Annotated in this window: 21 protein-coding genes; 10 read left to right on the top strand and 11 right to left on the bottom strand. The window is 74.5% G+C overall.

Going from position 1 to position 21,425, the window contains the following annotated elements; translation table 11 throughout:
- The first annotated feature begins 147 nt into the window (after positions 1–147).
- A complete protein-coding gene (locus tag ABTY61_RS23380; protein ID WP_350506989.1) occupies positions 148–519 on the top strand; it encodes a fic family toxin-antitoxin system, toxin component in 372 nt (123 codons plus the stop codon).
- Between the two features lie 21 nt (positions 520–540).
- Here ABTY61_RS23380 and ABTY61_RS23375 read toward each other — a convergent pair whose 3' ends face one another.
- The 3 genes from ABTY61_RS23375 to ABTY61_RS23365 are packed head-to-tail and all read right to left on the bottom strand — an operon-like array spanning position 541 to position 4,026.
- Positions 541–1,908: a sensor histidine kinase gene (locus ABTY61_RS23375; RefSeq protein ID WP_350506988.1), complete on the bottom strand. Its 1,368-nt coding sequence runs from the start codon at positions 1,906–1,908 to the stop codon at positions 541–543.
- Positions 1,905–2,582: a response regulator transcription factor gene (locus ABTY61_RS23370; RefSeq protein ID WP_350506987.1), complete on the bottom strand. Its 678-nt coding sequence runs from the start codon at positions 2,580–2,582 to the stop codon at positions 1,905–1,907. The genes ABTY61_RS23375 and ABTY61_RS23370 overlap by 4 nt, the downstream gene beginning before the upstream one ends.
- A 25-nt stretch (positions 2,583–2,607) precedes the next feature.
- A complete protein-coding gene (locus ABTY61_RS23365) occupies positions 2,608–4,026 on the bottom strand; it encodes an MFS transporter (protein WP_350506986.1) in 1,419 nt (472 codons plus the stop codon).
- 258 nt (positions 4,027–4,284) lie between these two features.
- Between ABTY61_RS23365 and ABTY61_RS23360 the strand changes: the two genes are divergently transcribed.
- Entirely contained in the window at positions 4,285–4,959 is a 675-nt protein-coding gene (locus tag ABTY61_RS23360) for a DedA family protein (RefSeq protein WP_350506985.1), read from the top strand.
- Between the two features lie 31 nt (positions 4,960–4,990).
- Here ABTY61_RS23360 and ABTY61_RS23355 read toward each other — a convergent pair whose 3' ends face one another.
- Positions 4,991–6,577, bottom strand: coding sequence for an alpha/beta hydrolase (locus ABTY61_RS23355; RefSeq protein WP_350506984.1), 1,587 nt, complete (start codon positions 6,575–6,577; stop codon positions 4,991–4,993).
- Between the two features lie 284 nt (positions 6,578–6,861).
- On the opposite strand from ABTY61_RS23355, the gene ABTY61_RS23350 reads away from it, so the two are divergent.
- Positions 6,862–7,551: a Tat pathway signal sequence domain protein gene (locus tag ABTY61_RS23350; protein WP_350506983.1), complete on the top strand. Its 690-nt coding sequence runs from the start codon at positions 6,862–6,864 to the stop codon at positions 7,549–7,551.
- A 164-nt stretch (positions 7,552–7,715) separates the two neighbouring features.
- Positions 7,716–8,969: a threonine/serine exporter family protein gene (locus ABTY61_RS23345; protein WP_350506982.1), complete on the top strand. Its 1,254-nt coding sequence runs from the start codon at positions 7,716–7,718 to the stop codon at positions 8,967–8,969.
- Positions 8,970–9,016: 47 nt separating this feature from the next.
- Here the strand turns inward: ABTY61_RS23345 and ABTY61_RS23340 are convergent, their stop codons facing one another.
- A complete protein-coding gene (locus tag ABTY61_RS23340; RefSeq protein ID WP_350506981.1) occupies positions 9,017–10,201 on the bottom strand; it encodes a PP2C family protein-serine/threonine phosphatase in 1,185 nt (394 codons plus the stop codon).
- 240 nt (positions 10,202–10,441) lie between these two features.
- Between ABTY61_RS23340 and ABTY61_RS23335 the strand changes: the two genes are divergently transcribed.
- Positions 10,442–10,918: a zinc-binding dehydrogenase gene (locus ABTY61_RS23335; RefSeq protein ID WP_502895413.1), complete on the top strand. Its 477-nt coding sequence runs from the start codon at positions 10,442–10,444 to the stop codon at positions 10,916–10,918.
- 93 nt (positions 10,919–11,011) lie between these two features.
- Here the strand turns inward: ABTY61_RS23335 and ABTY61_RS23330 are convergent, their stop codons facing one another.
- Positions 11,012–11,866 carry a helix-turn-helix transcriptional regulator gene (locus tag ABTY61_RS23330; protein ID WP_350506979.1) on the bottom strand — a complete coding sequence of 285 codons (855 nt, stop codon included), beginning with the start codon at positions 11,864–11,866 and terminating at the stop codon, positions 11,012–11,014.
- 113 nt (positions 11,867–11,979) lie between these two features.
- Here ABTY61_RS23330 and ABTY61_RS23325 point away from each other — a divergent pair, with 113 nt between their 5' ends.
- Positions 11,980–13,479, top strand: coding sequence for an MFS transporter (locus ABTY61_RS23325; RefSeq protein WP_350506978.1), 1,500 nt, complete (start codon positions 11,980–11,982; stop codon positions 13,477–13,479).
- A gap of 99 nt (positions 13,480–13,578) precedes the next feature.
- Here the strand turns inward: ABTY61_RS23325 and lpdA are convergent, their stop codons facing one another.
- Together lpdA and ABTY61_RS23315 are read right to left on the bottom strand one after the other, a co-directional pair.
- Positions 13,579–14,985, bottom strand: coding sequence for a dihydrolipoyl dehydrogenase (gene lpdA / locus ABTY61_RS23320; protein ID WP_350506977.1), 1,407 nt, complete (start codon positions 14,983–14,985; stop codon positions 13,579–13,581).
- 266 nt (positions 14,986–15,251) lie between these two features.
- Positions 15,252–16,823, bottom strand: coding sequence for a M28 family metallopeptidase (locus ABTY61_RS23315; RefSeq protein ID WP_350506976.1), 1,572 nt, complete (start codon positions 16,821–16,823; stop codon positions 15,252–15,254).
- Between the two features lie 147 nt (positions 16,824–16,970).
- On the opposite strand from ABTY61_RS23315, the gene ABTY61_RS23310 reads away from it, so the two are divergent.
- The 3 genes from ABTY61_RS23310 (at position 16,971) to ABTY61_RS23300 (ending at position 19,378) form a co-directional block, all read left to right on the top strand.
- The gene (locus tag ABTY61_RS23310) at positions 16,971–17,156 is read left to right on the top strand and encodes an antitoxin (protein ID WP_350506975.1); all 186 of its coding nucleotides are present in this window, start codon (positions 16,971–16,973) and stop codon (positions 17,154–17,156) included.
- Positions 17,157–17,417: 261 nt separating this feature from the next.
- Positions 17,418–18,008 (top strand): TetR/AcrR family transcriptional regulator, encoded by a 591-nt coding sequence (locus ABTY61_RS23305; protein WP_350506974.1) that lies wholly within the window; start codon positions 17,418–17,420, stop codon positions 18,006–18,008.
- Positions 18,005–19,378, top strand: a complete 1,374-nt coding sequence (locus ABTY61_RS23300) for an MFS transporter (protein WP_350506973.1) — start codon at positions 18,005–18,007, stop codon at positions 19,376–19,378. Before ABTY61_RS23305 ends, ABTY61_RS23300 begins: the two co-directional genes overlap by 4 nt.
- On the opposite strand, the gene ABTY61_RS23295 is transcribed toward ABTY61_RS23300, so the two are convergent.
- Positions 19,365–19,892, bottom strand: a complete 528-nt coding sequence (locus ABTY61_RS23295) for a DinB family protein (protein ID WP_350506972.1) — start codon at positions 19,890–19,892, stop codon at positions 19,365–19,367. The two genes, ABTY61_RS23300 and ABTY61_RS23295, sit on opposite strands and share 14 nt — an antisense overlap.
- Positions 19,893–20,076: 184 nt before the next feature.
- Between ABTY61_RS23295 and ABTY61_RS23290 the strand changes: the two genes are divergently transcribed.
- Positions 20,077–20,586 carry a hypothetical protein gene (locus tag ABTY61_RS23290; RefSeq protein WP_350506971.1) on the top strand — a complete coding sequence of 170 codons (510 nt, stop codon included), beginning with the start codon at positions 20,077–20,079 and terminating at the stop codon, positions 20,584–20,586.
- A 58-nt stretch (positions 20,587–20,644) separates the two neighbouring features.
- On the opposite strand, the gene ABTY61_RS23285 is transcribed toward ABTY61_RS23290, so the two are convergent.
- Both ABTY61_RS23285 and ABTY61_RS23280 read right to left on the bottom strand, forming a co-directional pair.
- Complete coding sequence (locus ABTY61_RS23285) at positions 20,645–21,157, bottom strand: GNAT family N-acetyltransferase (RefSeq protein ID WP_350506970.1); 513 nt, start codon at positions 21,155–21,157, stop codon at positions 20,645–20,647.
- A gap of 35 nt (positions 21,158–21,192) precedes the next feature.
- A complete protein-coding gene (locus ABTY61_RS23280) occupies positions 21,193–21,396 on the bottom strand; it encodes an MbtH family protein (RefSeq protein ID WP_350506969.1) in 204 nt (67 codons plus the stop codon).
- Positions 21,397–21,425 lie beyond the last annotated feature (29 nt).

The following is a 21,425-nucleotide window of genomic DNA, read 5'->3' as shown; positions in this document are numbered from 1 at the left end:
AGTCCGGCCGGGCCGGTTTGTAGCAGTCGGTACACCTGGCTACGCTGCGGGCATGCGGTTGAACGTCCGGCTCGGCGACCAGGTCCGGCTCCACGGGGCACCCGAACAGCACACCCGCGGGCGGCGCGGACCCGCCCTGGACGCGGCGTGATCCTGCACATCGACCGGGCCTGGCTGCTCGACATCGCCCACCGCTTCCTGCCGACCGACCCCGACATCACGGACTACGGCACCCTCACCGCGGCCGTGGCCCGGCACGCCGACGAGGTGATGGACGTGCCCGTGTACGAGGGCCCGCACCAGCGCGCGGCCGCGCTCATGCACCAGCTCATCCGGGTGCCGGCACTGGAGACCGGCAACGAGCACTTCGCCGCCGTCGTCGCCGCCGCCTATCTCAGCGCCTCCGGCGTCACCGTCACGGCCGGTCCGAAGGCCGCCGCCGAGCTCGCCGCCCGCATCCGCGACGGGCGCGCCGACGTGCGGGCGGCGGCCGCCGCCATCCGCACCTGGTACCGCTGAACCGCCGCACCGCTGCGCGGTTCAGGGCGCGGGGAGCCGGAACTCGACGGTCAGTCCGTGCGGCTGCGAGGACGCGACGGTCAGTGATCCGCCGCAGGCGCGGGCGAGTTCGTCGGCGATGGCCAGGCCGAGGCCGGTGCCGGGGACGTTCTGGTGTTCCGGTGAGCGGGCGAAGCGCCGGAGCAGCAGGGGGAGTTGATCGGGCGGGACGCCGGGGCCGGTGTCCCGGACCCGGACGGTCGCGGCGCCGTCGGAGGCGGCCGCGACCGTCACCCGGACCTCGGCCCCGGGCGGGACGAACTTGCCGGCGTTGTCCAGCAGGGCGTCCAGGATCCGCCCGGCCGCGTCGGGCAGGGTGCGGGCACGCAGACCCGGGGTGACGTCCGCGGTCAGGACCGGGCCGCCCGCCTCGAACACCGGTGCCCAGGCGGCCAGCCGCTCGGCCACCGCGGCGGAGACGTCGTGCTCCTCGACCGGCGCGGCGGCCGCCTCCAGCCGGGCCAGGGCGAGCAGGCCGTCGAGCAGTTCGGCCAGCCGGTCCGCCTCGTCCAGGGCCAGGGCGTGCGCCTGCCGGCCGGGGCCCGGTTCGACGTGCGGCTCGGTGTTCTCCAGTTGCAGCACCAGGGTGGCCAGCGGGTTGCGCAGCTGGTGCGAGGCATCGGCGACGAAGTCCCGCTGGCGGCGCAGCGATTCGCCGACCGCAGCGGCCATGCCGTCGAAGTGCCTTCGAAGTCGCCGTAGTTCGGGTGGGCCGGTGTCGGCGGCGGCATGTGGTTCGAAGCGTCCGCCGGCCATGGTGGCCACCGCGCGGTCGAGTTCGTGGACGGGCCGCAGCAGCCAGCGGGCGATGCCGGCCGCGACCAGTGCGGCGGCGCCGAAGGCGGTGACGGCGCCGGCGGCGATCAGCGTCCAGCGGACCAGGACGTCGTGCCGGGCGGCACCGGTGGGGACGGTCAACAGGACGGCGCCGCCGACCCGTTCGTCCTGGCCGACCGGTTCGGCCAGCACCACGGTGTCCGGCCCCCAGGGCAGCACGGTGGGCAGGGCCTCGGTGGAGCGGCCGGTGAGGGCGCGGTCCTCGGCCTGCCGGGCGGCCGCGCCGCCGGGGGCGGGGCCGGCCCGGCCGACGGTGTGTCCGGCGGTGTCGACCACGGTCACCGCGGCGCCGTAGAGCTGGGCGTAGCGGGTGAGTTCGGCGTCGAGCTCGCGGCGGTCGGCGTCGGTGCGGATCCGGTCGGCGAGTTCGGCGAAGCGGACGCCGTCGGCCCGGCGCTGGAGCAGCAGGTGTTCGGTGCGGCCGCGGGCGTAGGAGTCGGCCAGCGGCAGGGCGAGCAGCAGCACGGCCGTGCCGATGAGGGCGGTGAGCACGGCCAGCAGCCGGCGCCTCACCGGCCGTCCAGGGCGCCGAGTTGGTAGCCGTAGCCGCGGATGGTGCGGACCAGGGCGGCCCGGCCGGTCTTGGCCCGGATGCCGGCCACGTGCACGTCCAGCGAGCGGGAGGAGGCGAGGAAGGCGTCGCCCCAGATCCGGTCGAGGATCTCCTCCCGGGAGCGGACGTCGCCGGGCTGGGCGGCGAGCAGCGCGAGCACGTCGAACTCACGCCGGGTGAGCCGGACTTCGGCGCCGTCCACGGTCACCGTGCGGCCGGCCAGGTCGATCGCGACGTCGCCGGTGTGCAACTGCCGCTGCCCGCCGGGCGGTTCGGGGGCGGCGCCGGTGCGGCGGCGTACGGTGTCGATCCGGGCGATGAGTTCGGCCATCCGGAACGGCTTGACCACGTAGTCGTCGGCGCCGGCCCGCAGGGCCTGGAGGACGTCCCGCTCCTCGCTGCGCGCGGTGACCACGATGAGCGGAAGGTCGCACACCGTACGGAGCTTGCGCAGCAGGTCGAGGCCGTCCAGGTCGGGCAGGCCGAGGTCGAGCAGGACGAACTCGGCCTCCCGGGCATGCCGCAGCGCCTCGGCGGCGCGGACCACCCGGCGCACGGTGTGGCCGCGCCGGGCGAGCGCGGTGGCGAGGGCCTGCGCCATCCGGTCGTCGTCCTCGACCAGCAGCATGTGCACGGAACCCTCCCCACCTGTGAGGTGACTACCGTACGGTCTCCGTCACGGCGGACACCGCCGGGGCCTCCTCGGGGCTGAGCACGGCGTGCCGGGTGTCGGGCATCAGCACGTAGGTGACCAAGGAGACCAGCGCGCAGCCGGAGACGTACCAGAAGAAGCCGGACTCGTGGCCGTTGTTCTTGAACCAGAGCGCGATGTACTCGGCGGTGCCGCCGAACAGCGCGTTCGCGAGGGCGTACGGGAGCGCCACGCCGAGGGCACGGATCCGGGTGGGGAAGAGCTCTGCCTTCACGGCCGCGTTGATCGAGGTGTAGCCGGTGACGATGAGCAGTGCGACCAGCGAGAGGCCGAGCGCCGACCAGTAGCCGCGGGCCGAGCCGAGCGCGGTCATCAGCGGGTAGGTGCCGACGGTGCAGCCGAGCGCGAAGGTGATCAGCAGCGGGCGGCGGCCGATCCGGTCGGAGAGCAGTCCGGCCAGCGGCTGGACGGCGGCGAACACGGCGAGCGCGGTGAAGCTGACCAGGGTGGCGGTGTCCTTGCTGAGCCCGGCGCTGCCGATCAGGTACTTGGTCAGGTAGGTGGTGTACGTGTAGTAGGCGACGGTGCCGCCGAGGGTCAGGGCCATCACCAGCACGGCCTGGCGCCGGTGCTCCCAGAGGGTGCGCAGGGTGCCGCGGGCGTCGTCCCGCGCCCGGCCGCCCGCCTCGGCGGACGCGGCGGACTGGGCGGACTGGGCGGACGCGGCGGACTCGGCGGCGAACGCCTCGGTCTCCGGCAGCCGGCGGCGCAGCCAGAACACCACGCCGGCCAGCACGGCGCCGAGCAGGAACGGCAACCGCCAGCCCCAGGAGTGCAGTTGGGCGCTGCTGAGGGTGTGCTGCAGGACGATCAGGATGCCCAGGCCGAGGAGCTGGCCGCAGGTCATCGACACGTACTGGAAGGAGGAGCCGAGACCGCGCCGGTTCGGTGCGGAGGCCTCGGTCAGGTAGGTGGCGCTGGCCGCGTACTCGCCGCCGATGCTCATGCCCTGGAGCAGCCGGGCGAGCAGCAGGACGGCGGCGCCGAGGTATCCGGCCCGGGCGTAGGTCGGGGCGACGGCGATCAGCACGGCGGCCGCGGACATCATGGTGACGGTCAGGGTGAGGGCGCTCTTGCGGCCGTGCCGGTCGGCGGCCCGGCCGAGCAGCCAGCCGCCGACGGGGCGCATCAGGAAGCCGACCGCGAAGATCCCGGCGGTGTTCATCAGCTTCGCGGTGGAGTCGCTGCCGGGGAAGAAGTCGTCGGCGAAGTAGACGGCGAAGCTGGCGTAGACGAACCAGTCGTACCACTCCACCAGGTTGCCCAGCGAGCCGCCGATCAGGGCGAGCCGCCGTCGGGAGCGCTCCCCGCCGGACGGCTGTGGGCGGGGAGCGGAGGCGGCTGGGACGGCGGCGGACGGGGACATGGCGGCTCCCGGGGTCTCGGTGCGGCGGGTGGGTGCCCCAGAGCGTGCCGCCGCCCGGCGGACGGCGGCAAGGACCGCCGGGCAGATCTAACGTTCCGCTAAGGAAGCCGCCCTCCAGCCCCCGTCCAGCCCCCGTCCGCCCACGCTCGCGGATGCCCGCCGATCGACGTCCGCCCGCCGGGGCAGGCCTGGGGACAAGCGTTACATTGGGTCGGGAAGAGGGCGAAAAGGGGACCGATCACCGACGGGGTGCGGCGCATGCACGCGATCACCGACTGGCTGCGCGGACTGTCCGGCCCGGTCGTGTACGCGGTCGTCGGCGGCATGGTCTTCACCGAGGACGCGCTGTTCTTCAGCTTCTTCATCCCCGGCGAGACCGCGGCCGTCCTCGGCGGCTTCATCGCCCACCAGGGCAGCGTCTCCCTGGGCTGGATGGTCCTGGTCGTGGTCTGCGCGGCCGTCCTCGGGGACTCCGCCGGTTATGAGATCGGCCGCCACCTCGGCCCGACGATCCTGCGCGCCCGCCCGCTGCGGCGCCACGCGAGGCGGGTCGAGACGGCGCAGGACCTGATCCGCCGCCGCGGGCCGGCCGCCGTCTTCGTCGGCCGTTTCATCGCCTTCTTCCGACCGCTGGTGCCCTCGCTGGCCGGGATGTCCCGGATGCCGTACCGCCGGTTCCTGTTCTACAACGCCCTCGGCGGGCTCGCCTGGGCCGTCGGCTTCACCCTCCTGGGCTACTTCGCCGGAGCCGCGTACACCAGGGTGGAGGGCACCGTCGGCCGGGTCGCCGCCCTCGCGATCGCCGGGCTCGTCGCCGTCTCCCTGCTGGTCTGGTTCCTGCGGCGGCACCACGCCCGGGGCGGTGCGGCGTCGGACGACGACGGTGCCGACGGCGGACGGGGGCTGTCGGACGAGGACGGCCGGGGGCCCTGAACCGGAGCGGCCCCGGCCGAAGGTGCGACCGCTACTGGAACGGCGGCCGGTCCGGCGCGCAGACCTGGCCGCGCGGCGGCAGCGTGCCGTCCACCAGGTAGCGCTCCTCGTAGCCCGCGGCGCAGCCGCTCGGATTGCCGAGCACGCTGTGGCCCGGGCCGTCGACGGTCAGCAGCCGGCCCCGGGCCAGGGTGTCGGCCAGCGCGCGGGAGCCCTGGTACGGCCAGGCCGGGTCGCCGGTGTTGGCGACGACGAGGACGGGCGCGGCGGTGTAGCGGTCCCAGGGCCCGGTGTAGCGGTCCCGGGCGGCCTCGGCCGGCCAGTCGGCGCAGCGCTGGGTCTGCCAGACCCAGTACGGGCCGAGGGCGCCGGAGCGCTGCCGGGCGAGGTCGGCGAGCGCCGGGTAGTCCGCGTCGGCGGGCGGGTTGACGGTGTCGGCGCACAGCACGCCGAGGACCTGCGTCTGGCCCGGCTGCGCGCCGGTCGGCAGCGGTGCCGCCGGGGTGTCGGCGGCGGTCCACAGGCTCTGCAGCCGCCCGCCCAGGGCGGCCCAGCCGGGACTCCCGAACGCCGGCAGCGGCTGGGCCGAGTACAGCAGCAGGGCGACGGCGGAGACCGCGCTCGCCTCGTCGTAGGTGACGGCCTGCGCCCCGCTGCCGACGGTGACCGGCCCACGCGCCAGCCGGTCCATCAGCCCGGCGTACTTGGCCCGGGTCGCCTCCGGGCTGCCCGCGGAGAAGGCGCAGTCCGTCGGGGCGGCGGCGCCGCAGCGGTCGAGGAAGTCGTCCAGGGCGCGGGCCGAGCCGAGGTCGCTGCCGGTGCGCAGGAACGGCGGCAGCGCGCGGTCCTGCGGGGTGCGGCCGGTGGACCAGGCGACCGGGTCGGCGGCGCTGTCCAGGACCATGGCCCGCACCCGGCCGGGGAAGAGGTTGGCGTAGGTGGCGCCCAGGTATGTCCCGTACGAGGTGCCCAGGTAGCTGAGCCGCCGGTCGCCGACGGCCTGGCGCAGCAGGTCGAGGTCGCGGGCGACGTCCGCGGTGGAGAGGTGGGCGAGCAGCCCGGTGCGGTCGTTCCCGGCGCACTGGCGGCCCAGTTGCGCGTAGGTGGCGGCCCAGCGCGACTGCTGCTCCGCGCCGACCGGGTAGCCGACCGGGAGTGCGCCGAGCAGGGCCTGTTCGGCGGCCGGGTCGGGGAAGCACTGGAGGGTGGTGGAGGCGCCGACGCCGCGCGGATCGAAGCTGACGATGTCGAAGCGCCTGCGCACGTTCTCGGGGAACAGCGGGGTCGCGGCGGGCAGCGCCGCGGTGCCGGGGATCGCCGGGCCGCCCGGGTTGTAGAACAGGGTGCCGATCCGGTGCGCCGGGTCGTCGGCGGGGCGCCGGATGAGCGCCAGGTCGATGGAACGGCCGTGCGGGGCGCGGTAGTCCAGCGGCACCTGGGCAGTGTCGCACTGGAAACCGGGCGTGCAGGGCTTCGTCCAGGTCAGGGCAGGGACCGGCGGGGTGGGCGCGGCGGCCGAGGCGGCGGCCGGGGTGAGGCCGGCCAGCAGCAGGCCGGCGGCCGCGGTGGTGCGGAGGGCGGTGGTGATGCGGGCGGTGGTGATGCGGGGTCGGGGCACGGGCGGCTCTCTCGGTCGATCGTCTGAGTGGGCGTCACGGAGTCTTCCGTTCCGCACTGTCAGAGCACTGACAGATCACTCTCCGGCCGCTGTCGTCCGGCCGGCGCGCACTGCCGAGGTGTTGTTGACGAAAAGTCAGCAAGTTCACCGCCGCTCCTTGACGGCCCACCGACAGGGTCCTACAACGGAATCAGCTCCCCGTTCCCCCGCTCCTCGTCCCCGGGAGCCTCCCGGGAACAGCGAAAGTTCGTCTTCTCGCCCCTCACCGAGGAAGAGGCTTTCCCATGCGCGCACTCCCCCACCGCACCGCACCACTGGCCCTCGCCGCACTCGCCGCACTCGCCCTGGCCGTAGCGGCCCCCGCCTCCGCCGCCCCGGCCGACGGCGCCGGCCCCGTGCTCACCACCGGCAGCACCGGCGGAGCCGCCGTCGCGGCGGGCGACACCCTCGCCGCGCCGCTCGCCGCCAACGGCACCGCCACCTTCTACTCCACCGCGACCAGCACCACCGGCGTCACCTGCGCCGCCTCCCAGCTGTCCGCCACCGTGCTGACCAACCCGGCCGCCCCCGGGACCGCGACCGAGTCCATGACCGGCCTCACCTTCGACTCCTGCACCGCCAACGTCACCGGCGTCACCTCGGTCCAGAGCCTCACGGTCGACACCCTCCCCTACAACCTCTCGATCGACGACGGCGCCGGCCTGCCCGTCACCCTGACCGGCGGCAGCACCGGCCAGATCCAGGCCACCGCCGTCCTGAACAGCTGGTTCGGCACCATCACCTGTACCTACCAGCTCAGCGGCGCCTTCACCGGCACCGCCGACAACGGCGGCCAGAGCCTGACCTTCACCAACGAGCACTTCGCCAAGAGCGGCGGCTCCGGCCTCTGCCCCGGCGACGGCTACTTCTCGGCGAGCTACGGTCCGGTCACCGACACCGGCCAGTCCGGCGCACCGGCGGTCTACGTGAACTGACCGGCGCCCCGCGGACTCCATCCCGGGTCACCTGACAGCGGTGCGCCCCGGGGGCGGCTCCACTCCGGCAGCACGAGACCCGGGGAGGCTCCACTCCGGCAGCACGAAACGATCAGACCAGGGCAGATTCGGACCCATCCGGGCGGGATGGGACGATACCTGCCATGTCTAGCAAGTCTCCGCCGGTCCGGGGCAACGAGGCCCCCGCCGACCCGCTCCGCCGCCTGCTGCTCGAACTGGGCGACGCCCTGCTGGGCGGGGGCCTGCCCGTCCATGACGTCGAGGAGGAACTCCGCGGGCTCGGGCGGGCACTGGGGGCTCCCGAGGTGCGGGTCGCCGCGCTCACCAACGGGCTGTTCGTCTCCCTCGACGCGGCCGACGCGACCAGATTCCAGCCGGTCGGCGCCGCGCTGCGGTTCGAGCAGACCGCGGACGTCCTGCACCTGGTGCACCGGCTGCGCTCCGGCGAGCTGGACGGCCCCCGGGCCCTGGCCGAGCTGGACGGCATCCGCCGGGCGCCGGCCCGCTGGCCCGCCTGGGTCGCGGACCTGGGGGCGCTGCCGGTCGGAGTCGGCGTCTGCCTGTTCCTCCAGCCGGTGACGGCGAACGTGCTGGCCGCCGGGGCCGGGTCGGTGATCGTGGCGGGCCTGACCGTGCTGGCGCGCCGGCTGCCCCGGCTGCGCCCGCTGCTGCCCGTCACCGCCGGGTTCCTGGTCGCACTGCTCGTCCTGTCGCTGACCCGGGCCGGCCTGCTGGACGGGCCGCTGCGCACCATCGTGGCCACCCTGGCGATCCTGCTGCCGGGCGGGCTGCTGGTCACCGGGCTGTCGGAGGTCGCGGCGGGCGCCGCCAGCGCCGGGACGGCCCGGCTGGTGTCCGGCGCGGTGCAGCTGGCGCTGTTCCTGGCCGGGGTGGCGGCGGCCACCACCGCGATCGGCGTACCGGCCGACGCACTGGCCAACATCCAGGTGGCCAAGCCGAGTTGGTGGGTGATCGGGGTGGGCCTGGCGATCGCCGTGGCGGGCGTCGTGGTCAATGTGAACACCCCTCCCCCGGCCATCCCGTGGATCGTCGCGGTGATCGCGGTCAGCGTCACCGTCCAGGTGGTGGTGGGGTCGGTCCACGGCGCGGCGATAGGCGGTCTGGCGGGCGCCGTCAGCGCCGCGGTCGCGGCCACGGTGGTGCACTGGCTGCCGGGCGGCCCGCTCTGGCAGGTGCTCTACCTCCCGGCGTTCTGGATCGTGGTGCCGGGCTCCTTCGGCCTGCTGAACACCGCCCAGATCGAGGTGGGCAACGGCGCCCAGTCGGTGCTGGCCGCCGTGTCGGCGGTGTTCGGGGTGTCGATCGGCACCCTGATCGGCTCGGTGATCAGCCGGATCCCGCGCCCCTCCTTCGCCGTTCCCCAGCCGCGGGCCTGAGCCGGCCCCACTCCCTCCCACCGGCACCGCCCGGCGCGGCCCCCGGATCAGCCGGTGGCCGCGCCGCTGCCGTTCCGGACCGCGAGCAGCGCGGTGTCGTCCGTCAGACGCCCGCCGGTGTGCCGGAACACGGCGGCCACCACAGCCCCCACCAGGCGCTCGGGCTCCGCGGCCCCGGGCAGGCCGGCCAGGCTCTCCAGGTGGGCGCGCAGGTCGAAGAAGGCGCCCTGGCGGTCCCGGGCTTCGGTCACCCCGTCCGTGACGATCAGGACGGTCTCGTCCGCACCCAGCCGGAGCCGCTGCACCTCCGGGAGCCGGCCGGCCAGCGGCGCGAGGCCCAGCGGGGCGCCGTCGCCCGGCGGCAGCTGCCGGACCCCGCCCGGGCCCAGGACGTGCGGGCAGTCGTGGCCGAAGTTGACCAGCTGGATCCGCTCCGACCCGTCCTCGGGGAACCAGACCACGACCGCGGTGGCGAACCGCTCCTCGTCCTCGCCCAGTCGGGAGGAGAGCAGGTTCTGCCGGTGCACCCGCTCCTCCAGCCGGGAGGCGACGGTCGCCAGGTCCGCCTCCCGGAAGGCCGCCTCCCGGAAGCAGCCGACCAGGGCGGCGGCGATGGACACCGCCGGCAGCCCCTTCCCCTGGACGTCGCCGAGGATGGCCCGGGCGCCGTACGGGGTGGCCACCACGTCGTAGAAGTCGCCGCCGACCCGGGCCTCGACGTCGGCGGCCAGGTAGCGGGCCGCCGAGTCCACCCCGCCCCAACCCGGCGGCAGCGGGCGCAGCACCACCTGCCGGGTGGTCTCGGCGGCGCCCTGCAGATGGCGGACGTAGACGGCGGCCCGGGCGCGGAACACGCTGAGCGGCAGCGCGAGGACGCAGCCGGCGATCACCAACAGGAAGTCCTCGATCCCGTGGGCCTTGCCCCAGAGGTTGTTCAGCCAGGGGTAGGCGGCGATCGCGAGACCGGCGAACGCCACGGTGACCGCCGGGCCGCACAGCCCGGCGGCGACCACGGGGACCAGGGCCAGCCAGCTGAGCGACTCGAAGGAGTGGGGGGTGAGGGCGTCCACGAGCACCACCGCCACCAGCAGGACGGTGGGGATCAGCCAGGACCGGTGACCGTACCGGACCAGCACCGGCAGCTGGGCGCCCGGACCCGAGGGCGCCGGCGGCTGCCATGCCTGCCATGACTGCCATGACTGCCACGGCCGGTTCGCCTTCGCGGCACGCATCCGCAACGGCCCCTCCGCTCCTCCGGTGTCGCGCCCACGCTAGGGCGCCGGGCGCCCCGGCGCCCCTCGGCCCGCGTCCGTCCGGCTCAGTCGGTTCGGCCGGCTCAGTCTGTTCGGCCGGCTCAGTCGGTTCCGTCAGCCGAACCGGCTGTCCCGTCGAGCAGCGGGGTGGCGAGTGCCCGCAGCGCATCGGCGAGGCGCTGCCCCTCGCCCTGCTCCAGCAGCCGCAGCACCGGGTCGCTGTGCAGCGCGCCGAGCAGGACGTGGGCCAGTAGGTCGGCGTCCAGGTCGGGGCGCCGTTCGGCGATCAGCCCGCCGAGGTGGGCGCCCGACCGGACCGAGCAGGTGCGGGCCGCCGCGCCCCGGGGCGTGGACGTCGTACTGGACTCGGTCGGCGGCGAAGTCCTGCAGCGCAGCCTGGAGTCGACCGCCCCGCTCGGCCGGGTCGTGGTCTACGGCGCCGCCGACGGCGAGCCCGGCAGCGTGCCGGTCACCAAGCTGTTCGGGCTGCGCACCGTGGTCGGCTACTCCCTGAACGCCTGGCGCGCGGCCCGCCCCGACCTCGCCCGCCGGGACGTCGACGAGGCCGTCGGGCACTTCGCGGCCGGCCGGCTGCGGACCGCCGTCCACGCCCGCATCCCGCTCGCCGAGGCCGCCACCGCCCACCGGATCATGGCGGACCGCTCCCAGCTGGGCCGCATCCTGCTGCTGCCCTGATCCACCTGGTGTGACGACCGGGCGGAGCGCTTCAACCCGGAGCCGGTTCAGCGCGGGGCCGGTTCAGCGCGGCCGATTCAACCCGGAGCCGGTTCAGCGCGCGGCCGGTTCAGCCGTGAGCGCGCCGAGGAGGCACAACGCCTCCTCGGCCGGGCTCCCGGGCGCGGCCGAGTACACCACCAGCAGGTGGTGCGCCGCGCCGGGGACGCGGAAGGTCTCGTAGTCGAGGGCGACCTCCCCGACGGCGGGATGGTGGAAGTGCTTGGGGCCGTGGCCCTTCTCGTGCACGTGGTGCCCGGCCCAGAGGGTGCGGAACTCCGCGCTGCCGAGGGACAGTTCGCCGATAAGGCGGACCAGCTCGGGATCGTGCGGCCGGCGCCCGGCGGCCATCCGCAGGATGCCGACGGTGGCGCGGGCGGCATCGTCCCAGTCGAGGTGCACGGACCGCGCGTTCGGGTCGAGGAAGATCCGGCGGGCCATGTTCCGCTCCCGCGGCGGGAGTTGCGGGAAGTCCGCGATCAGCGCGGCCGCCAGCCGGTTCCAGGCCAGCACGTCGTTGCGATCGTTCATCACCACGGCCGGGGTGGCCGGCATCGCCTCCACCACCCGCCGCAGGGTCGGGCGCAGCACCTCCTGCCGTCCCGCCGCCCGGGCCCGGCGCGGCCGGCGGGCGAGGTCGCGGAGGTGGGCGCGCTCGGCGGGGCCGAGCCGCAGCGCCCGGCCGAGCGCGTCGAGCACCTCCTCGGACGGCCGCTCCGCGCGGCCCTGTTCCAGCCGCACGTAGTAGTCGGTGCTGAGGCCGACCAGTTCCGCGACCTCCTCGCGCCGCAGGCCCGGCACCCGGCGGCGCGCGGTCGACGGCAGCCCGGCCTCCTCGGGGGTGAGCAGGGCCCGGCGGGTGCGCAGGTACGCACCAAGGCTGCCGGTGAGCGGGTTCGGATCGGCCATGCGTTCCAGTATGGCGGCGCGGCACCCGGAGGCGGGGGCCGGAAGGTGGCCCTGTCGGTCCCAGGGAACGGCACGTCCTTCATCCGCCGCCGGCAGCCGCGAACGATCGACGCGTGACGACTTCTCCTCCCGCCTCCGCCCCGCTCCGAGCCGTCCCGGGCGCCGACCGGGACCACTACTGGCCGACCGTCGCGGCGGTCGGCTGCGCGAGCATGATGCTGCCGTTCTCGGTGACCGGCGCCGCGGTGGCGCTGCCCGACATGGCCGCGCGGCTGGGCGCCTCCACCGGCTCGGCCCAGTGGATGCTGAACGCCTTCAACATCACCTTCGCCGCCCTGCCGTTGGCGGCCGGCGGCCTCGCCGACCGCGTCGGCCGACGCCGCGTGCTGCTGGCCGGGATCGCGCTGGTCGGGGCGCTGTCGCTGCTGATCGCGCTCGCGCCCTCGATGGCGGTGGTGGACGCGGCTCGCGCGGTGCAGGGCTGCGGCGCCGCGGCCGTCCTCGCGGCGGGCGCGGCGGTGCTGGCCGACTCGACGTCCGGAGGGCGCCGGCAGCTGGCGTTCGGGGTGCTGGGCACCTCCTTCGGCACCGGCCTGGCCGTCGGACCGCCCGCGGCCGGGGCGCTGGTGCAAACGGGCGGGTGGCGGGCGGTGTTCCTGCTGGTCGCGGCGATGTCCCTGCCCGCGTACCTGTGCGCCACCCGGGCGCCGGAGTCCCGCCGCCAGGAACGCACCGCGATCGACCTGGCCGGGCCGGCCTGTTTCACCGCCGGACTGGCCGCGCTGTCGTTCGCGCTGGTCCGGGCCACGGGTGCCGGCTGGACGGCGCCGGGAACGCTCCTGCCGCTGGGCGGCGCACTGCTGCTGGTGGTCGCCTTCGCGGTGGTGGAGCTGCGCCGGGCGGAGCGGGCGATGTTCGACGTCCGGCTGTTCCGGCGGGCCGAGTTCCTCGCGGTGGTCTGCCAGCCCTTCACGGTGACCCTCGGGTTCGTCGTACTGCTGGTGTACCTGCCGGCCTACCTCCAGGGGGTGGGCGGCCGGAGCGTGCTGACCAGCGGTCTGCTCCTGCTGCCGATGACCGCACCCGTCCTGCTGCTGCCGCTCGCGGCGGGCCGGCTGGCCGCCGTCCTCTCGGTCCGAACGGTGCTGACCGCCGCCTCGGGGCTGATCGTGCTGGGCGCCGTGCTGCTGCTCACGGTGCGCGGCGACGCCTCGTGGGCGGAGCTGGCGGTACCGCTGCTGCCCTTCGGGGCCGGGGTGGGGCTGGCGTTCGGCGTGATCGACAACGCGGCGGTGAGCACCGTGCCGGTCGAGCGCGCCGGGGCCGCGGCGGGCATCTTCAACACCATGCGGATCACCGGCGAGTCGGTGGCGGTCTCGGGGGCGGCGGCACTTCTCAGCACCCTGACCGCCGCACGGCTGCCCGGCCTCCCCGACGGCGAGGCGGCGAGGCTCGCCGCGCGGGCCGTCCAGGGGCAGGTGGATCCGGCCCACCGGAGCGCCCTGGCGGCGGGCTTCACCGGTGCCCTGCACGTCACCGGGGTCGTTCTGGCCGTACTGTCCGCGACCGGGGCCGTGCTGACCCATCGGGCGCTGCGCGAACGGAGGCGATGAGCACGGAAGCGATGAGCACGGGGTGACGCTTCAGCTCCTCCGCAGTCAGGACGCTGCGACCCCGCCGGGCGGGTTGGCAGCGTCCTGACGTCCGGTCCGTCACATGTTGATCATGTGACCGGCGAGGCCGTGGATGGCCTCCTTGACCGCCTCGCCCAGGGTCGGGTGGGCGTGCACGTTGCGGGCGACCTCGTGGACGGTGAGGTCCCACTGCTGGGCCAGCGTCAGCTCCGGCAGCAGCTCGGTGACCTCGGGGCCGATCAGGTGGGCGCCGAGCAGCTCGCCATGGGTGTTGTCGCAGATCACCTTGACGAAGCCGATCGGGTGGCCGAGGCCGTGCGCCTTGCCGTTCGCGGTGAACGGGAACTTGGCGACCTTGACGTCGTAACCGAGGTCGCGGGCCTGGGCCTCGGTGTAGCCGAAGGAGGCGATCTGCGGCTGGCAGTAGGTGGCGCGCGGGATCATGGCGAAGTCGACCTCCATGGTCTCCGCCCCGCCGATGGTCTCGGCGGCGATCACGGCCATCGTCTCGGCGGCGTGCGCGAGCATCAGCTTGGCGGTGACGTCGCCGATCGCGAAGATGTGGTCGACGCTGGTGCGGCCGCGGCCGTCCACCGCGATGGCGTTGCGGTCGGTGAGCTTGACCCCGGTGTTCTCCAGGCCGTAGCCGTTGACCCGCGGCGCGAAGCCGATCGCCTGGAGCACCTTGTCGGCCTCCAGCACCTGCTGCGCGCCGTCCTTGGTGACGGTGACCCGCACCTTGGCGTTCGGGTCGCTGTCGTCGATCGACTCGACCCGGGTCGAGGTGAGCACCTCGATGCCCAGCTTGCGGTACTGCTTGGCGAGTTCGGTGGAGACCTCGACGTCCTCCAGCGGCACCACGCGGTCCAGGAACTCGACGATGGTCACCTTCACGCCGTAGTTGTGCAGCACGTAGGCGAACTCGACGCCGATCGCGCCGGCGCCCGCGATGATGATGCTCTCCGGCAGCTGCTCGGTGAGGATCTGCTCCTCGTAGGTCACCACGCGCTCGCTCAGGCTGGTGCCGGGCAGCAGGCGGGTGGTGGCACCGGCGGCGATGACGCAGTGGTCGAAGGTGACCACGTCGAAGCCGCCGCCGCTGAGCGCGACCTGGAGGGTGTGGTCGTCGACGAAGGTGCCCCAGCCGTCGTACTCGGTGATGCCGTTCTTCTTCATCAGGTAGTGGACGCCCTTGACCCGGCCGTCGGCCACCGAGCGGCTGCGCTTGAACGCCTCGCTGAAGTCGAAGGTCACCTGGCCCTCGACCTTGATGCCGAAGGTCTTGGCCTCCTTGGTGAAGATGTGGGCGAGCTCGGCGTTGCGCAGCAGGGCCTTGGAGGGGATGCAGCCGACGTTGAGGCAGACGCCGCCCCAGTACTTGGCCTCGATGACGGCGACCTTCAGGCCCAGCTGGGCCGAACGGACGGCGGCGGTGTAGCCGCCGGGGCCCGCGCCGAGGACGACGACGTCGTAGTGCGTGCTCATGTTGCTGACTCCTCCGAGGGTGTCACGGTGTCGTGATCTCGGTCCCATGGTGTCAGGACCGGGCTCGACGCACCCACCGGGTCTCGGCGGATGCGCTCCGCGCGCACCGTACCCGGTCCGGACCGGATTGTCAGTCGTGCCCGCTACGGTGGCCCGTACCCCGACCCACCGGGGGCGATGGCGGAGCGGAGGTGCCGGATGGACGGCGTGCGCACGGCGGGCGGGTGGGCCCGCCGCCCGAGGACGGCAGCGGGCCCACCCGGGCGTCAGGCGGTCACTTCGTGGGCATCGGCTCCGGCTCCGGAGGCGCCGCCCGGGGTGTTCATACCCGTTCCGGCCGCGGTCGGAGCGGCCGGGCGCCGGGCGGGTGCGGGCCGCTCCAGCGAGGAGAGGTCCCAGGCGTAGGTGCCGACGGCGTGGGCGATCACGTCGATGTTGACGTCGAAGGCCGCCATGTCGATGTTGTCCAGGTCGTCACAGGCCTTGTGGTAGCAGGCGTCGAAGGCGGTGCCCGCCGTGCCGCCGTAACGGGCCTGCTGCTCGGGGGACTTGATCACCTCGGCGCCGGTGTCGGTGCCGCCGGCCGGGATGCCCGCGTCGATGAACGGGCCGTAGTCGGAGCGGCCGTTGAAGGCGGACGGGTCGTGCGGCAGCTCGCGGCCGTCCAGGTAGTCGGTGAGGAAGCGCTCGATCCGGGCCGAGCCCTCCGGGCCGGCGCCGCCGCCCGCGCTGCCGGAGCCGTTGTAGACGAACTGCGCGTAGTTGGGGGATGCGATCATGTCGAAGTTGAGGTAGAGCCGGATCTTCTTCCGGTCCGCTTCGGAGAGCGACTTCACGTACGCCTCCGAGCCCTTGAGACCGAACTCCTCGGCGGACCACCAGGCGAACCGGACCTTGTTCTTCACCGGGCGGGTGCCGAGGTGCTTCGCGACCTCCAGGATGCCGGCCGTGCCGGAGCCGTTGTCGTTGATGCCGGGCCCGGCCGGGACGGAGTCCAGGTGGGCGCCGATCATCACGGTGTTCGCCGGATCCCCGCCGCGGGTCTCGGCGATGACGTTCCAGGTCTTGCGCGACTCCATGAAGGTGCGGAGGTCCAGGGTCACCCGCACGGGCCCGGCGGCGGCCTTGGCGGCCAGCGCCTCGCCGGCCGCCCGGCTGATCCCGCCGGTCGGGACCTTGCCCGCGGCGGGCTCGCCGAGGGTCCCGTTGAGCTCGCCGTCGGTGTTGTTGTAGATCAGCGCCCCGAGGGCGCCGGCGGTGGCCGCGGCCGCCTGCTTCTCGGCGAAGCTGCACCCGCCGCGCCGGATCAGCGCGATCCGGCCGGTGACGGAGCCCGCCGGGTAGTCGGCGGGCGTGCAGCCGGTGGTGGCGGTGGCCGGGGCGACGCCCAACTCGGCGGTCAGGCCCGCCTCCGGGCCGCTCACCGAGTACGTCATGGCGAGCACCGGCACCGACTCCGGCTGGGGCGACAGCACGTCCAGGCGCTGGGCGCGGGCCTCGAAGAAGGTGTACTCGAACTCCTGCCGGGACACCTTGAGCCCGGCCCGCCGCGCCTGCTCGTAGACGTAGCGGGCGGATTCGTCGTGGCCCTTCGAACCGGCCGCTCTGGTACCGGCGTTGCGGTCGGCGAACCGTTGCAGCGCGGCCAGGGTGTCCCGGGCGTCCTCGGCGCTGCTCGCCTCGACCAGCCGCTCGGCCAGCCTGGCGCCCCGGCGGGCCGGGTCCGGGTCGGCGTTGGCACTGCCCGCGCCGGTGCCGACCAGCACTGACGGGGTGACCAGGGCGACGACGGCGAGGGTGGCGAGCGGGGAGGTCCGGCGTTGGGGGCGGGGCTTCAAGGCGACTCCTTCCGACGGTCGGTGAGTTCACGATTTGACATGACCGGAACCGCCTTGCCAAGGGCGCCGCGCCACCGCGACATGCGGAGGACGCCGCAGGCGGTGATCCTGGAGGGGTGGGGGCGACTCATCCAGGAGGGTGACCACATGTCCATGCTGGATAAGCTCAAGCAGATGCTGAAGGGCCACGAGGAGCAGGGCGAGAAGGGCATCGACAAGGCGGGCGACGCCTTCGACGAACGGACCGAGGGCAAGTACGGCAGCCAGGTCGACACGGCCCAGGACAAGCTCAAGGAGCAGCTGGGCCGGGACCAGGACCAGCCGCCGATGTAGCGGGCGCCGTCAGGCCCCGGCCGGGGTCCGCCGCACTCAGCCGCGACCCCGGGCGGGGCGCCCCGGCTCCCCGCCGTCAGTACCCGCACCGCAGTTCTCGCACGACCCTGGGCCCGGCCGCTCCCGCAGCCGTCCGCACTCCGGGCACACCCGGTCCAGCCGGCAGGCCGGCTCGCCGCCTTCGTCCATGCCGGTGATTCTGCCCCGGGGCACCCGCAGGGCGAGTAGACAGTGTCTACGGCTGTCCGGTAGACAGTGTCCATGACCGAACAGGACCGCGACCTGCGCGCCCGCCTGGTGGCCGCGGGCATCGAGCTGGTGACCGAGGAGGGCGTCCACGCCCTCGGCCTGCGGGAGATCGCCCGCCGCGCCGGGGTCTCCCACGGGGCACCGCGCCGTTACTTCCCCACCCGCCGTGAACTGCTCGCCGCCGTCGCCCGGCACGGCTTCGGCCGGCTCACCGACTCCCTGGCCGGCGCCGACGCCCTCGCCGCCACCACCGGGGCCGACCCGCGCACCCGGATCGAGTCGCTCGCCCGCGCCTACCTCGGCTTCGCGGCGGCGAACCCCGGGATGTTCGAGCTGATGTTCCGGCACGACCTGCTGGAGGGCAGCGGCACCGAACTGCGCCGCTCCACGCTGCCGCTCTTCCTGACCTTCGTCGGCCTGGTCGCCGAGGTCCACCCGCAGTCCGACGACCCGGCCGCCGCCACCGCCGCCCTCTGGGCCAACCTGCACGGGCTGGCCCAGCTGCGCACCTGGGGCAGCCTCCGGCTGGCCACCGGCGACGACGGCCTCGAACCGGTGCTGCGCGCCGCCCTGGACGCCCATCTCGGCCCGGCCGCCCGGTGACGCCCCGCCACCGCCGAGGGCTCGCCCTCGCCGCGAGCACCACCGGCGCCGTCCTGGTCGCCGTGGACGGCACCGTGCTCACCGTCGCCCAGCCCACCCTCCAGCGCGACCTGCACGCCTCGCTGGCCGCCGTCCAGTGGACCAGCACCGGCTACCTGGTCACCGTCGCCGCCCTGCTGGTCTTCGCCGGGCGCCTCGGCGACCGGTACGGCCACCGGCGGCTCTTCCTCGTCGGGGTGGTCTGCTTCGCCGCCACCTCCACCGCGATCGCCCTCGCACCCGGCATCGGCTGGGTGATCGCCCTGCGCGTCGCCCAGGGCGTCGCGGGCGCCCTGCTCCAGCCCGCGACCATCGCCATGCTGCGCGCCGTCTGGCCCGCCGACCAGCTGCCCCGCGCGATCGCGGTGCGCACCGCCGCCCTCGGTCTCGCGGCCGCCGCCGGACCGCTGATCGGAGGCGCGCTCACCACCCACTTCGGCTGGCGGGCCGTCTTCCTGCTCGGCCTGCTGCCCGCCGCGGCGGCCCTGGTCGCGGCCCTCGCCGTGCCCGAGGCCCGCACCGAGCCGGCGACCGGGGGCCTCGACCTGCCCGGCGCGGGCCTGCTCGCCATCGCCCTGGTCTGCCTGGTGCACACCCTGGTCGCCCTGCCGACCGACGGGTGGTCCGCGAGTACGGCGCTCGGCCTCGCGGCGGCCGGACTCGCCGCCCTCGCCCTCGCCCGGCACGAGCGCCGCACCGCCAGTCCGCTCCTGCCGCCCGCGCTGCTCCGGTCACCGGCCGTGGGCCCGGCGCTCGGCGTGCTGCTCGCGGCCTCGGCGGCGGTGCTCGGCACGGTCTTCCCCGCGACCTACTACCTCCAGGAGGTGCTCGGGCTCGACCCGCTGCACAACGCCCTGCGGGGGTTGCCGCTCGCGGTGGCGATGATCGTCGGCGCACCCGCCTCGGCCTGGCTGGCGAGGCGTCACGGGGTGCGCGCCACCGTGCTCGCGGGCCTGGCGCTGATCGCCGCGGGCACGCTGCTCACCGCCAGGCTGGGCCCGGACTCGGGCAGCGCCGCCACCGGCTGCTGCTTCCTGCTGCTCGGCGGCGGCCTCGGCGCGGTGATGGCGACCGCGACCTCGGCCGTCGTCCGGGGAGCGTCCGGCGCCGAGTCCGGTGTCGCCGGAGGTCTCCAGCAGACCGTGATGAACATCGGACCGGCCCTGGGCGTCGCGCTCGCCACCACCGTCGCCGGCCGCACGGCGCCCGGGGCGGCGCTCGCCCCGGCCGCCCTGGCGACGACCGCGGTCGCGGCTGCGGGCGCGCTGCTGGCCCTGAGGCTGCCCCGGCCGACCGCGCGGCCGGCGCCGCTGCCCGTCAGACGCCCGTGACGCCGTCGATGCCCTCCCGCAGCAGGTCGGCGTGTCCGTTGTGGCGGGCGTACTCCTCGATCAGGTGCACCAGCACCCAGCGCAGCGAGACGGTCTCCGAACCGACGATCCCGGCGACCCGCTCCGACAGCGCGCCCGCCGTCTCCAGCGGCGCCCCCGCGGCCGACTCGCGGCCGCGCTCGACCTCGGCCCGCCAGGTGGCCAGCGCCTCCGCCATCCCCCGGGCCGGGTCCAGCCGGTAGCCGTCCGGGTTCTCCGGGCCGTACACCGGCGGCACCGTCCGACCGGCGAACACCCGCTGGTACCACGTGCGTTCGACCTCGGTGAGGTGCTGCACCAGGCCGAGCAGCGTCAGCGTGGACGGCGCCACCGAGGCCAGCCGCACCTGTCGGTCGTCGAGCCCGGAGACCTTCTGCACCAGCGTCGCCCGCTGGAACTCCAGCCAACTCTCCAGCATGGTGCGTTCGTCGGCGTGCGGCGGCGGGAACGGCCGCCCGTCAGGGATGAGTGCCATGCCCGCCACTGTGCCACGCGCCACCGACAACGGGCGCCGGAGCAACGGGCACCGGAGCAACGGACACCAGGGCACCAGGGCACCAGGGCACCAGGGCACCGACCCGTCGCGACCCTTGCCAGGCTTGACGCGTGCCCGCCATCATGGAAGTTCCCTGATGACTCGTCACACCACAGGCGGGGCAATGAAGTTGAAGATCAAGTCCACCCTGGTGGCCGTCGCCCTCGCGGCCGGCTCCACCGTCGGCCTGGCGGCGGCGCCCGCCGCGCAGGCGGGCCCGTGCACGGAGACCGTCGGCCACGTGATGGAGGTCGTCACCAACGCCGGGTACGACCTCGGGACCTTCTACCAGGGCTACGACTTCTGTCAGAAGCGGGCCTACGCGGAATTCCACTTCAAGGACCTGTGGGTCTCGCAGGTCGCGTCCTCCAGCAGCCAGACCTGGATCGTCAGCGCCGCGTGGGGCGACCCCGGGATGCACCACTACAACCCGGCCGGCATCGAGTGGTGGGACGCCGGCAGCCAGGACATCCACAGCACGGCCAGCGAGGACTACCAGGCCGGCTTCTACCTGACCTGGAACGGCTACACCTGCCAGGGGTACAGCGACTGGTACTACGGCTCCGGGACCCAGCTCGGCTACGGCGTCGGCGGCCCCGACTGCCGGAAGATCGGCACCGGCGCCACCCCGTGACGAACGGAGCCCCCGCGGCCTCCGGCGCGCTCCTGCGCACCGGAGGCCGCTCGGCGCGTCAGCGCACGTCGGCCGTGGAGAGCACCACCACCTTCGCCACCGTGCCGTCCTCGTCGACCGAGTCGCGCAGGTGGCGGAAGCCCAGCCGCCGGCACATCGCCAGGCTCGGGGTGTTCTCGGCGCCCACCAGGCCGTAGACCTCCTTGAGGCCCAACTCGTCGGCGGCGTAGCGGACCAGGCCGCGGACCACCTCGGTGCCCAGGCCGCGGCCCCAGAACTCGGGGACGAGCGCGGCGACCAGCTCGTGGCCGTCGACGTTCCCGGTCTTCTTCACCTCCGCGTGGCCCGCGTAGGCGCCGTCCGCCCACAGGCCCCAGACGTCGAAGAGGCTCTGCGGGTACACATCGCTCAGGATCGCGCGGAACAGCGTGCGGATCTGCGGTTCGGGCACCAGCTCCTGGCCCATCCAGCGGCAGACCTCCGCGTTGCGGAGCAGGGCGACGAAGGCGTCCTCGTCCTCGGGCCGGTAGGGGATGAACTCCAGGCGTTCGGTGCGCAGCACGGGGGTCACGGTGGGCTCCTTCGGGTCGTGGTGGGACGGTCGGCTCAGGATCCGGCGTTCTCCATGCGCTCGCGCAGGCTGCGCGGTCGCATGTCGGTCCACACCTCGTCGACGTAGGCGGAGCACTCCGCCTCGGTGCCCTCCTTGCCGACGGACTGCCAGCCGGCCGGGACGTCGAGGTCGACCGGCCAGAGGGAGTACTGCTCCTCGTCGTTGCGCAGCACCTGGAAGCGGGTGTTCTCGTCCATGTCGTTCCTGCCTCTCTCTCGCGGGTTGT

The organism is Kitasatospora sp. NPDC096128 (genome assembly GCF_040303105.1).
GTDB lineage: Bacteria > Actinomycetota > Actinomycetes > Streptomycetales > Streptomycetaceae > Kitasatospora.
Note: the sequence above shows the minus strand (reverse complement) of the source record. Positions and strands in the feature narration are given on the sequence as shown.

What these genes read in the sequence shown, in the direction of transcription:
- ABTY61_RS23365 (WP_350506986.1), bottom strand. Translation starts at nt 4,026, where the DNA reads ATGTCCCCGTCCGCCGCCGTCCCAGCCGCCTCCGCTCCCCGCCCACAG.
- ABTY61_RS23360 (WP_350506985.1), top strand. Translation starts at nt 4,285, where the DNA reads ATGCACGCGATCACCGACTGGCTGCGCGGACTGTCCGGCCCGGTCGTG.
- ABTY61_RS23350 (WP_350506983.1), top strand. Translation starts at nt 6,862, where the DNA reads ATGCGCGCACTCCCCCACCGCACCGCACCACTGGCCCTCGCCGCACTC.
- ABTY61_RS23345 (WP_350506982.1), top strand. Translation starts at nt 7,716, where the DNA reads ATGTCTAGCAAGTCTCCGCCGGTCCGGGGCAACGAGGCCCCCGCCGAC.
- ABTY61_RS23340 (WP_350506981.1), bottom strand. Translation starts at nt 10,201, where the DNA reads ATGCGTGCCGCGAAGGCGAACCGGCCGTGGCAGTCATGGCAGTCATGG.
- ABTY61_RS23330 (WP_350506979.1), bottom strand. Translation starts at nt 11,866, where the DNA reads ATGGCCGATCCGAACCCGCTCACCGGCAGCCTTGGTGCGTACCTGCGC.
- lpdA (WP_350506977.1), bottom strand. Translation starts at nt 14,985, where the DNA reads ATGAGCACGCACTACGACGTCGTCGTCCTCGGCGCGGGCCCCGGCGGC.
- ABTY61_RS23310 (WP_350506975.1), top strand. Translation starts at nt 16,971, where the DNA reads ATGTCCATGCTGGATAAGCTCAAGCAGATGCTGAAGGGCCACGAGGAG.
- ABTY61_RS23305 (WP_350506974.1), top strand. Translation starts at nt 17,418, where the DNA reads ATGACCGAACAGGACCGCGACCTGCGCGCCCGCCTGGTGGCCGCGGGC.
- ABTY61_RS23295 (WP_350506972.1), bottom strand. Translation starts at nt 19,892, where the DNA reads ATGGCACTCATCCCTGACGGGCGGCCGTTCCCGCCGCCGCACGCCGAC.
- ABTY61_RS23290 (WP_350506971.1), top strand. Translation starts at nt 20,077, where the DNA reads ATGAAGTTGAAGATCAAGTCCACCCTGGTGGCCGTCGCCCTCGCGGCC.
- ABTY61_RS23280 (WP_350506969.1), bottom strand. Translation starts at nt 21,396, where the DNA reads ATGGACGAGAACACCCGCTTCCAGGTGCTGCGCAACGACGAGGAGCAG.